10 protein-coding genes and 1 riboswitch are annotated in these 14,310 nt (G+C 70.6%); of the genes, 9 read left to right on the top strand and 1 reads right to left on the bottom strand.

The window, feature by feature from the left end:
* From mycP to GPY60_RS22875, 9 genes are all read left to right on the top strand, one after another.
* Window positions 1-1,460 (top strand): type VII secretion-associated serine protease mycosin (gene mycP / locus GPY60_RS22915; protein ID WP_156689986.1); only part of this gene is annotated, 1,460 nt, incomplete at its 5' end.
* Between the two features lie 19 nt (window positions 1,461-1,479).
* On the top strand, window positions 1,480-2,685 hold the full coding sequence (eccE, locus tag GPY60_RS22910; protein ID WP_156689985.1) for a type VII secretion protein EccE: 1,206 nt from the start codon (window positions 1,480-1,482) through the stop codon (window positions 2,683-2,685).
* Complete coding sequence (gene eccA, locus GPY60_RS22905; RefSeq protein WP_156689984.1) at window positions 2,682-4,514, top strand: type VII secretion AAA-ATPase EccA; 1,833 nt, start codon at window positions 2,682-2,684, stop codon at window positions 4,512-4,514. The genes eccE and eccA overlap by 4 nt, the downstream gene beginning before the upstream one ends.
* 673 nt (window positions 4,515-5,187) lie before the next feature.
* Entirely contained in the window at window positions 5,188-6,393 is a 1,206-nt protein-coding gene (locus GPY60_RS22900; protein ID WP_156689983.1) for a PPE family protein, read from the top strand.
* Window positions 6,394-6,506: 113 nt separating this feature from the next.
* Window positions 6,507-6,681, top strand: a riboswitch (M-box (ykoK) riboswitch).
* Between the two features lie 405 nt (window positions 6,682-7,086).
* Window positions 7,087-8,337 carry a PPE family protein gene (locus tag GPY60_RS22895; protein ID WP_197283795.1) on the top strand — a complete coding sequence of 417 codons (1,251 nt, stop codon included), beginning with the start codon at window positions 7,087-7,089 and terminating at the stop codon, window positions 8,335-8,337.
* Between the two features lie 824 nt (window positions 8,338-9,161).
* A complete protein-coding gene (locus GPY60_RS22890; RefSeq protein ID WP_304610741.1) occupies window positions 9,162-10,460 on the top strand; it encodes a PPE family protein in 1,299 nt (432 codons plus the stop codon).
* A gap of 20 nt (window positions 10,461-10,480) precedes the next feature.
* Entirely contained in the window at window positions 10,481-11,887 is a 1,407-nt protein-coding gene (locus GPY60_RS22885) for a PPE family protein (RefSeq protein WP_156689982.1), read from the top strand.
* A 37-nt stretch (window positions 11,888-11,924) separates the two neighbouring features.
* Window positions 11,925-12,248 carry a DUF732 domain-containing protein gene (locus GPY60_RS22880; protein ID WP_156689981.1) on the top strand — a complete coding sequence of 108 codons (324 nt, stop codon included), beginning with the start codon at window positions 11,925-11,927 and terminating at the stop codon, window positions 12,246-12,248.
* Window positions 12,249-12,377: 129 nt separating this feature from the next.
* Window positions 12,378-13,085, top strand: a complete 708-nt coding sequence (locus GPY60_RS22875) for an MgtC/SapB family protein (RefSeq protein ID WP_156689980.1) — start codon at window positions 12,378-12,380, stop codon at window positions 13,083-13,085.
* A 3-nt stretch (window positions 13,086-13,088) separates the two neighbouring features.
* Here the strand turns inward: GPY60_RS22875 and GPY60_RS22870 are convergent, their stop codons facing one another.
* Window positions 13,089-14,288, bottom strand: a complete 1,200-nt coding sequence (locus GPY60_RS22870; protein ID WP_156689979.1) for an NAD(P)/FAD-dependent oxidoreductase — start codon at window positions 14,286-14,288, stop codon at window positions 13,089-13,091.
* Between the last annotated feature and the right edge of the window lie 22 nt (window positions 14,289-14,310).

Here is a 14,310-nt window from a genome sequence, read left to right as displayed (position 1 = left end):
CGGCCTGGGCCCCCCCCCGCCTGTTCGTCCCGGCGATGATCGGCCCGCCCCCGCCCAACGCCCGCCCCCCCCCCCCCGCCGCACCGCGCAAACCCGTCACCATCCCCACCACCGAGCCGCCCCCGAAAGCGCCGCCGCCGCAGACGGCGACGCTCTCGCCGCTGCCGCAGACGGTCACGATGGTGCCCCCGGCGCCGCCGCCGTCGGGCGACCAGAACGGGCCCGGGGGAGCGCCCGGGGCGCCCGCCGCCCCAGGGGCGCCGCAAGCCCCCGGCGCGCCGGCCGGCCCGCCGCCGGGTCCCGGGCAGGCCCCGGCCGGCAACCACGTGAACGCCAATGGCGGCACGGTGACGATTCCGGCCCACTCCGGTGACCGACACATCATCGCGGTGGACAACCCGCGCATCCCGCTCCCGCAGGATCCGACGCCCAAGCCGCCGCCCCCGGCGCCGCCCGCGCCGGCTCCGGCGTCCGCCCCGGACGCCTACAGCGGGATCGCCCCCGACGTCGACATCCTGTCGATCCGGCAGTCCAGCCAGGCCTTCGGCCTCAAGGACGCCTACACCGGCGACGAGGACCCGCAGACGCGGGCGAAGATCGACGACGTCGAGACCATGGCGCGCGCCATCGTGCACGCGGCCAACCTCGGCGCCACGGTCATCAACATCTCGGATGTCACGTGCATGAGCGCGCGCAACATCATCGACCAGCGCACGCTGGGCGCCGCGGTGCGCTACGCGGCGGTCGACAAGAACGTGGTGATCGTGGCCGCGGCCGGTGACACGAGCAAGAAGGACTGCAAGCAGAACCCGGCCTTTGACCCGATGCAGCCCAAGGACCCCCGCGACTGGAGCGGAGTCAGCACCGTCGTGACGCCGTCCTGGTACAGCGACTACGTCCTGACGGTCGGCGCGGTGGACACCGACGGGCGGCCGCTGACGCAGGCCGGTCAGGGCCAGGGGTCGACGAGCGTGGCCGGACCGTGGGTCGGCATCGCCGCGCCCGGCACCGACATCATCGGCCTCTCGCCCCGCGACGACGGGCTGATCAACGCGATCGACGGACCGGACAACTCGCTGCTCGTGCCCTCCGGCACCAGCTTCTCGACCGCGATCGTGTCCGGCGTGGCCGCCCTGGTCCGGGCCCGGTACCCGCAGCTGAGCGCCTATCAGGTGATCAACCGGCTCGAGCGCACCGCGCGGGCCCCCGCACGCGGCGTCGACAACCAGGTCGGCCACGGCGTCATCGACCCGGTGGCCGCGCTGACCTGGGACGTGCCCGACGGGCCGGCGAAGCCGCCGCAGCAGCTTTCCGCGCCATTGAACCTGCCAAGGTCGGCACCGCCCCGCGATATGGTGCCAGTGTGGGTTGCCGCCGGAGGATTGACCGGGGCATTACTGATCGGCGGGGCAGTGTTCGGTACGGCGACGCTGATGAAGCGATCGCGCAAGCAGCAATAAGGGCGGAGCAGCAAAAACCATGAGGGCTCAGCGGAGTTTTGGGTTGTCTTTGGCGTGGTCGCGGGTCACCGCCGTATTTTTGGTCGACATCTTGATCCTGGTGGTGGCGAGCCACTGCCCGGAGTCGTGGCAGGGCGAGCACCGCATCGCGTTCTGGGTCGGCGTCGGCCTCGCGGTCATCGTCACCCTGCTGTCGCTGGTGACCCATCACGGGCTGACGGTGACCTCCGGGCTGGCCTCGTGGCTGTGGGACTGGTCCGCCGATCCCGGCACCTCGCTGGCCGCGGGCTGCACGCCGCCGGCCGACTTCCACCGCCGCTTCGGCCGCGACACGGTGGGGGTGCGCGGGTATCAGGGCCACCTGGTCTCCGTCATCGCGGTCGACGGCGGCGACGACGACCCGTCGGCCCGCCACCGTCACCGGAACGCGCCGGCCGCCCTGCTGGTCCAGGCCGTCGCCGCCGGCCTCCGCCAGTTCGACATCCACCTCGACGGCGTGGACATCGTCTCGGTGAAACTGCGCCGCGGCGGCCCCCGGGCCAGTGCCGCGGAGCGGTCCAAGCTCGACGACCTGGGTCCCGAGGACTGGGACCTGGTCGGTGATCAGCCGGCCTCCTACGTCCGGCGGACGTGGCTGGTGCTGCGGATGAACCCGCAGCGCAACGTCGCGGCCGTCGCGGCGCGCGACTCGCTGGCCTCGACGCTGGTCGCCGCCACCGAGCGGCTGGCGCAGGACCTCGACGGCCAGTTCTGCGCGGCCCGGCCGTTGACCGCCGACGAGCTCGCCGCGGTGGACAAGGCGGTGCTGGCCGATCTCGAGCCGACGTGGAGCCGGCCGGGCTGGCGGCACCTCAAGCACTTCAACGGGTTCGCGACCAGCTTCTGGCTGACCCCCTCGGACATCACCACCGAGACGCTGGAGGATCTGTTCACCCCGGACACCGACGCCACCGTGCTGACGATCCGGCTGGTCAGTTCGGGCGGCCGGCCGCAGGTGTCGGCGTGGGTGCGTTACCACACCGACGGCCGCCTGCCCAGGGACATATCGTCGGGGCTCAATCGGCTCACCGGCCGCCAACTCGCCGCCGTGCGGGCCAGCCTGCCCGCACCGAGCGTCCGCGCGCCGCTGGTCGTGCCGAGTCGGGGGCTGCACGACGACGACGATCTGGTCCTTTCGGTGGACCAGGCGCTGGATAGCTCAGCGGGCGTGCCCGCGGCGCGATGACGCGCTCGCAATCAACCGCTGAAGACGCCCGCAACGCACTGGTCGCCGGACTGCTGGCGTCGGGCATCTCGGTCAACGGACTGCAGCCGAGCCACAACCCGCAGGTTGCGGCGCAGATGTTCAACACCGCGACGAGCCTCGACCCGTCCATGTGCGACGCCTGGCTGGCGCGGTTGCTGGCCGGTGACCAGAGCCTCGAGGTGCTGGCCAACGCGTGGGCGTCGACCCGGACGTTCGGGTGGGAGACCCGACGTCTCGGGGTGACGGACCTGCAGTTCCGGCCCGAGGTCTCCGACGGGTTGTTCCTGCGCCTGGCGATCACCAGCGTGGAGTCGCTGGCGTGCGCCTACGCCGCGGCCCTGGCGGAGGCCAAGCGATACGACGAGGCGGCGAAGCTGCTGAACAGCGTCGAGCCGCGCCATCCGTTCGAGGAGGAGCTGTTCAGCTACGTGCGGGGCGTACTGTTCTTCCGCACCGGGCGCTGGCCCGACGTGCTGTTGCAGTTCCCCGAGGGCAAGCAGTGGCGTCAGCCCGAGCTGAAGGCCGCCGGAGCGGCGATGGCCACCACGGCGCTGGCCTCCCTGGGGGTGTTCGAGGAGGCGTTCCGGCGGGGCGAGGCGGCGATCGAGGGGGACCGTGTCCCGGGAGCGGCCACCATCGCGCTCTACACCCAGGGGATGTGCCTGCGGCACGTCGGCCGCGAGGAGGAGGCCGTCGAGCTGCTGCGCCGCGTGTACTCGCGCGACCCGAAGTTCGCCCCGGCCCGCGAGGCGCTGGACAACCCCAACTACCGGCTCGTGCTGACCGATCCCGAGACGATCGAGGCGCGCACCGACCCGTGGGACCCCGACAGCGCGCCGACCCGCGCGCAGACCGAGGCCGCCCGGCACGCCGAAGAGGCCGCCAAGTACCTGGCCGAGGGTGACGCCGAGCTCAACGCGATGCTCGGCATGGAGCGCGCCAAGCGGGAGATCAAACTCATCAAGTCGACCACCAAGGTCAACCTGGCGCGCGCCAAGATGGGGCTCCCGGTGCCGGTCACCTCGCGGCACACCCTGCTGCTGGGTCCCCCGGGAACGGGCAAGACGTCGGTGGCCCGGGCCTTCACCAAGCAGCTGTGCGGGTTGACCGTGCTGCGCAAGCCGCTGGTGGTCGAGACGAGCCGCACCAAGCTGCTGGGCCGTTACATGGCCGACGCCGAGAAGAACACCGAGGAGATGCTCGAGGGGGCGCTCGGTGGTGCCGTGTTCTTCGACGAGATGCACACGCTGCACGAGACGGGCTACTCGCAGGGCGACCCGTACGGCAACGCGATCATCAACACCTTGCTGCTCTACATGGAGAACCATCGCGACGAGCTGGTGGTCTTCGGGGCGGGCTACGCCAAGGCGATGGAGAAGATGCTCGAGGTGAACCAGGGTCTGCGGCGGCGGTTCTCGACGGTCATCGAGTTCTTCAGCTACACGCCCGACGAGCTGCTGGCGCTGACGAAACTGATGGGCCAGGAAAACCAGGACATCATCACCGACGAGGACGTCGAGGTGTTGCTGCCGTCGTACACCAAGTTCTACCAGGACGAAACGTATTCCGAGGACGGCGACCTCATCCGCGGCATCGACACCCTCGGTAACGCCGGTTTCGTCCGCAACGTCGTGGAGAAGGCCCGCGACCACCGCAGCTTCCGGCTCGACGACGAGGACCTCGACGACGTGCTGGCCAGCGATCTCACCGAGTTCAGCGAAGCCCAACTGATGCGGTTCACGAAGCTGCTGCGCGCCGACCTGGCCGAGGGCCTGAGCGCCGCGGTGGCCGAAACCAAGTCCAGCTAGCCCTGGCCGGCTCGGGCTGGCCGGTTCCGGACGCATTCAGCTAACCCTCCGGTCGCCGGGCCGTTTGTTTCAGCAATGTTTCGCTGCCGCTAAAAGCGCTCGCAGATCTGCTGAAAAATAAGAGGTTTCTATCAATACGCCCGGAAGAAGTGTGCCGCTTTGACGGGCGTCGCCGCCGGTGCGACCATATCGCTCAACGCTCCCCGCCGACGCGGGGCGCGGACGGAAAACAGCACGTAAGAAGGGGTTATCGGTCGATCTTCCCGCGCGGCTCCAGGCGAGGACGGCTTCTGCCCGGTGATGGGTCCGGCCCAACTCTCTTTGGTCACCACCTCATGCCCCAGCGCTCTGCCATACGCGCCCCAGGACGAGCGCGGATACCGCGGCGGCAAACTCCGTTGGGCGTTTTCGCCATATCTCGCGCAACCACGCCGGTCGGCTGGGCGTCCGCACCGGGACAGGAGGTGGGCCCATCGGAAACGCCAGTGACCGCACCGAACCCCTGACCTTTTCTCGCCGATCCGTTCGCAACGCTCCGGCCTCGCGCCGGGTCGGACCGTCCGTTCAAAAGGAGACCCTGATGCCCGTTGTCCAACAACAGGATTCGCAAGCCCCGGCGCCATGCCACCCGCCCGTCGCGCCCGCGACATCGATCGGATAGGGGGCTGCCGCAATGGATTTCGGAGCTCTCCCACCGGAGGTCAACTCCGCCCGCATGTACACCGGGCCCGGCTCGGCGCCGATGCTCGCGGCGGCGACGGCGTGGGACAGGTTGGCAGCGGAGCTGTCGAGGACGGCGTCGTTGTACCAGACCGTGGTGGACGGGTTGATCAGCGAAGGATGGCTGGGGCCCGCGTCGTCGTCGATGGCGGCCGCGGTGAACCCCTTCCTGACGTGGATGAACCTGACCGGTCTGGCCGCCGAGGATGCGGCCGCGCAGGCCACGGCGGCCGCCGGCGCGTACGAGTCCGCCTTCGCGATGACCGTGCCGCCTCCCGTCGTCGCGGCCAACCGCGCTCGCCTGATGGCCCTGATCGCCACGAATATCCTCGGGATCAACACGGCCGCGATCGCGGCGACCGAAGCCGAGTACGGCGAGATGTGGGCGCAGGACGCGGCGGCGATGTACGGCTACGCCAACGGCTCGGCGGCGGCGTCGACGCTGAAGTCGTTCGTGCAGCCGCCGCAGACCACCAACGCGTCCGCGCTTTCGGGGCAGGCCGCGGCCGTCGCCCAAGCCACCGGCACCCCTGCCGCGTCCGGCGCCCAGGAGACGCTCACGCAGGCGATGTCCGCCATTCCCGCGGCGCTGCAGCAACTCGGACTCCCGATCGCGACGGGCGGTCCGGCGAACCTGTGGGACTTCCTGGACTCCAACTTCGTCAACGGGTTCGTCTCGGCCGGATACACCAGCCCCGCCATCCTCCAGCAGACAGTCACCGCCGCGATGGCCGACATCAACGCGGTGACGGTCGGCAGCGACCCCACGGCCACGGCGCTGCCGCCGGTGGGCGCCGGCTCGGGCAATGCGACCTGGACACCCCTGGTGACGCCGAACGTGCCGTTCAGCTCCAGCACGGCGCTCGGCGCGGCGGGGATGCAGGACGCCGGCCTCACAGGGGTCTCGGCCCAGCTGACCCGCGCGTCGCAAGTCGGGCGGCTGTCGGTGCCGGACACCTGGTTGGCGGCGGCCCAGGTGGAAAACCATGCGGGCGCCGCGCTTCCGGGCGGGGGCTGGAACAGCACCGCCCTGGAGGGCTCCGGGATGCCCGGCATGCCAGGCATCCCGGCCGTGAGCACGGCCGGGCGACACTTCGGCAGTGGCCCGCGGTACGGATTCAATGTCACGGTCATGCCGCGCCCACCCGCCGCGGGATAGCCGACCGAACGTGTTGTAGTGCAACAGTTTTGAACCAGGAGGCCGGTGGTCGTGACGCGGTTCGGCCCGCGCCGGCTTGACTCCTCACCGGGCGAGTGCCACCATGGCCGTTGCATGCACCTCGCTAGGTGAGGCGTCTGCACGGACACAGGCCACTGACCTCGAACGTCGAAAGACGCCCAGGGTCAGGACAGCTCTTCCCGGCTTAAGGGTTGAGCCCAAGTGGCTTCCGGCCGATAAGGCCGGATACGCCGTGTGGTGCCGAAGCTCTGTCGAGAGGGGTGCGGCGCCCGGGCCGTCGGCTTGGGCCCTTCTCCCCGTGTGCTTTTGGCGGCACCCCCGTGTGCCCGAACCGGAGGAGGTGAGCGCGACATGAGTCTCGACGACAGTCCGTATCCAAGATCGACGACCGTTTCGTCGCGATCCGGCCCCGGCTTCGCTTTCGCCGCCTGAATCGGTTCCTGAGATCCCCTGTCGCGCAGCCTCGTTCGGCGTGCGCTCAGGTAGGCGTGCGCGGAGGCCCCCGTGGTCGTCGTTCGCGAGGTGAAGTACGACCGGACTTCGCCTCGCGCCGCGCGGTTCCCGGCACCTCTGCTTCCGATGCTGTCCAGCCGCAGCGCTTTTCGGCGCGCCAACGCTCGTGTCGCCGCCGCCATCACCCACACGCTCACGCTCGCCCGGGAAGGGGCCATCATGACCGCGGAGCTGGACTTCGCGCTGTTTCCGCCCGAAATCAACTCGGCCCGAATCTATTCGGGGCCCGGCTCGGGTCCCATGCTGGCCGCGGCCGCGGCGTGGAAGGGGCTCGCCGCGGAACTGAGGGCCACCGCCCTGTCGTACCACGCCGTGCTTTCGGCGCTGACCGGTGAGGAATGGCGCGGACCGGCCGCGGCGTCGATGGCGGCGGCGGCGACGCCCTACGTCGCCTGGATGGACACCACGGCCGCCCGGGCTGAGCAGACGGCCACCCAGGCGGAGGCCGCCGCGGCGGCCTTCGACGCGGCGTTCACCGCCACGGTGCCACCGCCGGTGATCGCGGCCAACCGCGCCCAACTGATGGCACTGATCGCCACCAACATCCTCGGCCAGAACACCCCGGCCATCGCGGCTACCGAGGCGCAGTACGCCGAGATGTGGGCCCAGGACGCCGCCGCCATGTACGGCTACGCCGCCTCCTCGGCCGTCGCCACGCGGCTGACGCCCTTCAGCGAGCCCGGGCAGAACACGAATCCCGTTGGGCTCTTGGCACAATCGGCAGCGGTCGGCCAAGCCGCGGCGACACCAGCCGGGACGCAGCAGGCCACGCTGACGCAGTTGATGTCCGGGCTAACGGCCACGTTGCAGGGCCTGTCCTCGCCGGTTCCCGGGGCGCAGGGCGCCCTGGTGTCGGCCGGCTGGGACCCGTTCGCGGCCGGGTCGGCCACCGACACGACCGGCCTCGACGGCGTGTTGAACCTCTTCGGCTCGAATACGGCCTTCGGGCAATTCGTGAACGCCAACCTGTGGAACACCGTGTTCTCGTCCGGCTTCTACATGCCCAGCAACACCATGGCGCCGTTCCTGCAACTGGCGGGTCAGCAATCCGCCGGGCAGGCGGTCGGCGACGCGGCTGCGGGAGATGCCGCAGGCCAGGCTGCCGGGGCCGCGGGCGGCGCCGCCCCGGCCTCGGGAGGCCTTCCGGGACAAGCCGCCGCCGCGGGAATGGGGCGCGCGCCGATGGTGGGCCCATTGTCGGTGCCACCGAGCTGGACCACCGCTCCGGTGCCCTCGGCAAGCCCGTTGGCTCCCACGCTGGGCGGCACACCGATGATCGCCCCTCCGGCCATGGCGGCCGGCATGCCCGGGATCCCCCCGGGCGGCGCCGGCGGGCAGGGGTACGGGCGCGCCACGCCGCAGTACGGCTTCCGCCCGACGTTCGTGGCACGGCCCCCCGCCGCCGGGTGACCGGAGCCGTCACGGGAAAGCCGGGCTCACAGTAAACCCCCAGCGACGAATCAGCGTCCGGGCAGCGACCGGTGCGTAACTGAAAGGGAAATTCGAGGGGGTGTAGCGCATGACCACGAACGATCGACCCGGCGACGCGGCCGGCGTCGAAACGACCACCATCGGGTCGGGGCCCCGCGACGGCGAATTGCTCACCGCGGCCCACGGCGCCCTGTGAGTTGATGTTCACACGCATCGCCGATGATGTGCTAACACTGTGAATGCGGCATTCCCCGTTATTGATATCTGCGCAATAGGAGGTTTCGGGCGTCTTGACATGGCGCGCGAGTTCGTAATCGACACCGCATAAATATCGAGCGACGACACCCGCGATTACTTGCGCGGTTAATTGTCGTGCATATAGCTAATAGCACGGACCATTCCGCGGGTCCGCGCTTTGGGCTGCCCATATGACGTTGAACTGCACATATAGTCGTTCTGGGCTTCGAGGCGTATATGGCGATCCGGCTCACGCTCGCGGCCCGGTGGCTGCCATTTACTTTTAACACGGCTATTACCACAAGGGAACGTCCTACGAATAGTTTTCGCTCACGCTGATCGCTATGTTGGGCGGGGATGCACAAAGTCAAAGGCGCGTGCGCGGCCGCATCAGATAAGGGGAGTATCGGTTTGCTGTATGCGACGACATGTAATAGACACACCAAACTCGGGACCGGTCCCATGTATTTCCTAAGAGCCTCGTCGCCTTTGCGGCCGGCAACGCGTGCCCGCACCTACCGTGGCGGCCACGTGAGGGGAGGCGGTTACGTGACGGGAGGATGTCGATGATCGACTTCGGCGCGCTTCCGCCGGAGGTCAACTCGGGGCGGATGTACGTGGGCCCCGGAGCGGGCCCGATGCTGGCGGCCGCGGCCGCGTGGGATGACCTGGCCGCACAGCTGCAGTCGGCCGCGTCGTCGTATGGCGCCACCATCGAGGGTCTCGCCACCGGTCCGTGGACCGGCCCGTCGTCGATAGCGATGGCCGCGGCGGCCGCGCCCTACGTGCAGTGGATGAACGCGACGGGCGCGCAGGCCGAAGAGGCGGCGTCTCAGGCGAAGCTGGCCGCGGCGGCGTACGAGACGGCGTTCGCGGCCACGGTGCCGCCGCCGGTGATCGCCGCGAACCGGGCCCTGCTCATGGCGCTGGTCGCCACCAACTTCCTGGGGCAGAACACGCCGGCGATCGCGGCGACCGAAGCCCACTACCTCGAGATGTGGGCCCAGGACGCCGCCGCCATGTACGCCTACGCGAGTTCCTCGGCGGGCGCGTCGCAGCTGACCGCGTTCGTCGAGCCGCCGCAGACCACGAACGCGGCGGCAACGCCGGCGCAGGCGGCGGCGGTCAGCCAGGCCGCCGGCACCCCGGCCGCGTCGACGGGCGCGCAGCTGTCTCAGCTGGTCAATTCCGTGCCGACCGCCCTGCAGGGCCTCGCGAACGGCCTGATCAATTCCCCGACCACGTCGGGCAACCTGCTCTCGGGCCTTTCGCTGCCGCAGCTGGCCAACGTCACCCTGCCCCCGGGCTTGTCTGCCGACCTCGCCAACTGGAACACGGTCATGTCGACCATCGCCTCCGGGCCCTACTCCCTCCAGGGCCTGGCCTCGATACCCGGCGGCCCGTTCCTGTCGTTCGGTCAGGTCTATTCGTACGCCCAGAACGGGCAGGGACTGGCGGCCTTCAACGCAGTGAAGCCGGTGAGCGGCGCCTTGGCGCCGCTCGCGAGCGGCGCGACCGCCAACCTGAGCGCGAGCGTGGGCGGTGCGCCGGTTTCCGGGGCCATGGGCAAGGCCGCCCTCGTCGGGAGCATGGCGGTGCCGCAGGGCTGGACCCAGGCCGCCCCCGCGATGAGGACGCTCGCCTCGGTGCTGCCCGCCGACCTTGCGGGCGCCCCCGCGGCATCCCTCGCCGGCGAGGGCGGGGTCTTCGGGCAGATGGCGCTGTCCAGCCTGGCGGGACGCGCGGTCGCCGCGGCCGGCGGCGGTTCGTTGGGTGGCGGCGCGGCGGGTTCGCTGGGCGGAGCGGTCGGCAACGCCGAGGCTGCCGCAGCCACCATCATCGTCATTCCGGCGCTCGACGACTGACAGCGAAGGGATTACCGCAGATGTTCTATGCAGCATTTCCGCCGGAGTACAACTCGGGCAGGATGTACGCCGGCCCCGGGTCGGAGTCGATGCGGGCGGCCGCGGCGGCGTGGGATGCGCTGGCCGGGGAACTGCAGTCGACGGTGTCGGCCTGCTCGTCGGTGATCGACGGCGTGGCCGGCGACGCCTGGACGGGCCCGTCCTCGGTCAGCATGCTGGCCGCCGTCACGCCGTATCTGTCCTGGATGCAGGCCACCGCAGCCCAGGCCGCGGAGGCGTCGGCACAGGCGACCGCCGCCGCGGCCGCCTACGAGACGGCCTTCGCCGCGCACGTGCCGCCGGCGGAGATCGCCGCAAACCGCAGCCAGTTGCTGTCGCTGGTGGCGACCAACCTGTTCGGTCAGAACACCCCGGCGATAGCGGCCACGGAGGTTCAGTACGCCGAGATGTGGGCGCAGGACGCGCTGGCGATGGACACCTATGCGAGTTCGTCGGCGGCCGCCGCGCGGGTGACGCCCTTCACCACGGCCCCGCAGGTGGCCAACGCGGCCGGGACGGCGGCCCAGGCGGCGGCGGTGACGGAGGCCGCCGCGACACCGGCCGGCAACGTCGGCTCGCTGCTGTCCGCCGCGGCAAGCCCGCTGACGACGGCCAACCCGCTGCTGCAAACGCTCGCCAACCTCAGCACGGACTACACCAGCACCATCAACGGTCTGCTGAACTCGCTGTTCGGCCCCAGCGGAGCGTCCACCTACACCGCCCTCTTCAACGCCATCAAGACCCCGTTGGGCTTCACCACCGGGTTCAACGACATCGGCCTGCTGATCAACCTGCCGGCGTCGCAGTTCCTCAAGTTCGCCCCGCACGCGGCCGCGGCCGGCGCGCTGCCCAAGGACGCGCTGGGCGCCGGTCTGGGCGCCGCCAACTTCGGCCGCGGCACGCTGTTCAACGCCGTGTCGGGCGGCATGGGCAATGCGGGCACGCTCGTCGACAAGCTGTCGGTGCCACCAAGCTGGGCGACGAACACGCCGGCGGTGAGGATGGTCGCTTCGGCGTTGTCGGACGCCGGCCCCGACGCGGTGCCGGCGGCCGCGCTCGGCGAGGGCGGGTTGCTCGGCTCGATGTCCCTGGCGGGCATGTTGGGCAGCGCCGTGGGCGCCGGGGCTCCCACCGTCGTCGGCCGCGCCGGCGTGCGCGGGCGCCTCACCCCGCTGAAGGACCTCAAGGACAAGAAGTCACCCGAGCAATTGAAGCGCCTGGTCGCGCAGATATCGGAAAAGCCCGAAAGCGTGCAGCACCACAGCGTCGACGCCGAGGGCCTCGACTCGCTGCTCGAACAGTTGTCGAAGAAGCCCGGCATCCACGCGGTGCACCTGAAGAAGGGCGACAAGCCCCAGGTGGTGCCCTCGGATGCCGGATTGGGTTGAGGCGCAGCGCACTTCGCAAACGATTGGGAGATGAAGCATGAGACTGTTTCTGGCGTTGCTCGGCACCGCCGTCGGGATCGGGTTCGCCGCGCCGGTGTCCGCGGACCCGCCCCCCGCGCCCGAGGGCGACGACGGGGGCTTCCTGTCCGCCCTGCACCAGGTGGGCATCAGCTACGCGAGCCCAGACGCGGCCATCGCGTCCGGCAAGGCGGTCTGCACCTGCCTGAACAACGGCGAGTCGGGTCTGGAGCTCGTCCACGACGTCAAGACCCACAACCCGGGCATGGACATGGAGAACGCCTCCAACTTCGCCATGATCGCCGCGAAGTTCTACTGCCCCCATCAGCTTTCGAAGGCGTAGCGAGCGCACCCTCGAGCAGGTGGCCGTCGGGCAAACGCGTTCGATTCGGGTCCACCTGCCGTTCACGTGCGCGTGCTTAGCTGCGCGATCGCTTGGGAAGAGGGCCGGGCGGGGAAGGGAGTGCGCAGCATGCAGACGCTGACGGTCGCCGATTTCGCGGTTCGGCTCGCCGTCGGGGTCGGGTGCGGCGCCCTCATCGGCATCGAACGCCAGTGGCGCGCCCGGCGGGCGGGGCTGCGCACCAACGCGCTGGTGGCCGCGGGCGCCACCCTGTTCGTGCTCTACGCGGCCGCCACCGAGGACAGCAGCCCGACCAGGGTCGCGTCGTATGTGGTGTCCGGCATCGGCTTCCTCGGCGGCGGGGTGATCCTCCGCGAGGGCGTCAACGTCCGCGGCCTCAACACCGCCGCCACCCTGTGGTGCTCGGCGGCCATCGGCGTGCTGGCCGCCTCCGGCCACCTGGTGTTCACGGTGATCGCCACCGGCACCGTCATCGCCATCCACGTGTTCGGCCGCCCGTTGGGCAGGCTGATCGACCGGGACGACGGCGGCGACGAGGACGAGGGCCTGCAGCCCTTCGTGGTGCAGGTGGTGTGCAAGTCGAAATCGGAGAAGTACGCCCGCGCCCAGATCGTGCAGCATGCCGCCAGCGACGACATCCGATTGCTCGGCATCCACACCGGCCAGTCGACCGGCGACGAGATCACCCTGACCGCGCACGTGCTGATGGACGGCCACACCCCCGCCCGCCTCGAGCGGCTGGTGGCCGAGTTGTCCCTGCAGCCGGGGGTGCGGGCCGTGCAGTGGTTTGCGGGGGAGACGGCCCGGGCGGATTGACCGTCAGCGGGGCCGGTCCTGCAGATGCGGCGCCGCCGCGGCCAGCAGGTCGGCGCGCTTCCCGGTCAGCGGGGGATAGATCCGCTCGGTGTTGATGGTCCGCTTGGTCTCCTTGGCCGTCGCACCGCTGGACACCACCGCCCGGTCCCACCCCTCGGTGTACACGGCGCCGGCCGGCCCCAGGTCGAGAACGGTGACATACCAGGGGATTCGCAGCGGCAGCATCGGCCGGCCGAGCAGGTCGCCGATCACGTTGTAGCCGGCATAGCGGCCCATCGGGCGCCCGTGCTGACACGACATCACCGACAGGTGCTCGTCGTCCATGCGGGCGGCCGCGACGTCGCCCGCGGCGAACACCCCGGGCACCCCGGTCACCCGGAGGAAATCGTCGACCGGCACGCGGCCGAACCGGTCGCGCGCGACCGGCAGTTGCCCGGTGAGGGCACTGGCCCGCATCCCCGCACACCACACGACCGTCGCCGCCGCCAGGCACTCGCCCGTCGACAGCGTCACTTCGTCCGCGGTGACCTCGGTGACCCCCGCCCCAGTCCTGGCCTCGACGCCGTTGTCCGCGAGGGCCCTCTCGATCACCGGCCGGGCCGAGGCGCCCATGTCGGAGCCCACGACGGGGTTCCGGTCGACCAGCATCACCCGGGGAATCACCTTGTCGCCGAACAACTCCCGCAACCGGCCCGGCAACTCGCAGGCCACCTCGACGCCCGTCAGCCCGGCCCCGACGACCACCGCCGTGGCGGACGCCGGCGTCGGTCGATCGCCGGCCAGCCGCCGCAGGTGTCGCTGCAGCGCCGTCGCGCCGTCATAGGTGTCGACGTCGAAGCCGAACTCCCGCAGGCCGGGCACGTCGGGCCGGACGACCTGGCTGCCCGACGCCAGCACCAGCCGGTCGTAGGCGTACGTGCCGGCGCCGGATGCGGTGACGGTGCGCGCGGCGGTGTCGATGGCGGTCACCTCGGCGGTGACGTAGCGGACCCCGACGGGGTCCAGCAGGCCGGCCAGGGGGATGCGGCAGGGGCTCAGGTCGGCTTCGTAGTTGCGCACCCGGATGTCATGGAAGGGTTGCGAGCTCAGGACGGTGACGTCGACCGCGCCGGCCGGCACCGCAAGCTCGTCGAGCCGGCGCGCGGCCCCGAGGGCCGCCCACAGCCCGGCGAAGCCCGACCCGATCACCAGCACAGCGCTCAACTGCTCGACACCTCAGATCGGC

Source organism: Mycobacterium sp. Marseille-P9652 (assembly GCF_902652685.1).
GTDB lineage: Bacteria > Actinomycetota > Actinomycetes > Mycobacteriales > Mycobacteriaceae > Mycobacterium.
Note: the sequence above shows the minus strand (reverse complement) of the source record. Positions and strands in the feature narration are given on the sequence as shown.

Bases quoted from the DNA above. Each gene is read 5' to 3' on its own strand.
- eccE (WP_156689985.1), top strand. From the start codon at position 1,480: ATGAGGGCTCAGCGGAGTTTTGGGTTGTCTTTGGCGTGGTCGCGGGTC.
- eccA (WP_156689984.1), top strand. From the start codon at position 2,682: ATGACGCGCTCGCAATCAACCGCTGAAGACGCCCGCAACGCACTGGTC.
- GPY60_RS22900 (WP_156689983.1), top strand. From the start codon at position 5,188: ATGGATTTCGGAGCTCTCCCACCGGAGGTCAACTCCGCCCGCATGTAC.
- GPY60_RS22895 (WP_197283795.1), top strand. From the start codon at position 7,087: ATGACCGCGGAGCTGGACTTCGCGCTGTTTCCGCCCGAAATCAACTCG.
- GPY60_RS22890 (WP_304610741.1), top strand. From the start codon at position 9,162: ATGATCGACTTCGGCGCGCTTCCGCCGGAGGTCAACTCGGGGCGGATG.
- GPY60_RS22885 (WP_156689982.1), top strand. From the start codon at position 10,481: ATGTTCTATGCAGCATTTCCGCCGGAGTACAACTCGGGCAGGATGTAC.
- GPY60_RS22880 (WP_156689981.1), top strand. From the start codon at position 11,925: ATGAGACTGTTTCTGGCGTTGCTCGGCACCGCCGTCGGGATCGGGTTC.
- GPY60_RS22875 (WP_156689980.1), top strand. From the start codon at position 12,378: ATGCAGACGCTGACGGTCGCCGATTTCGCGGTTCGGCTCGCCGTCGGG.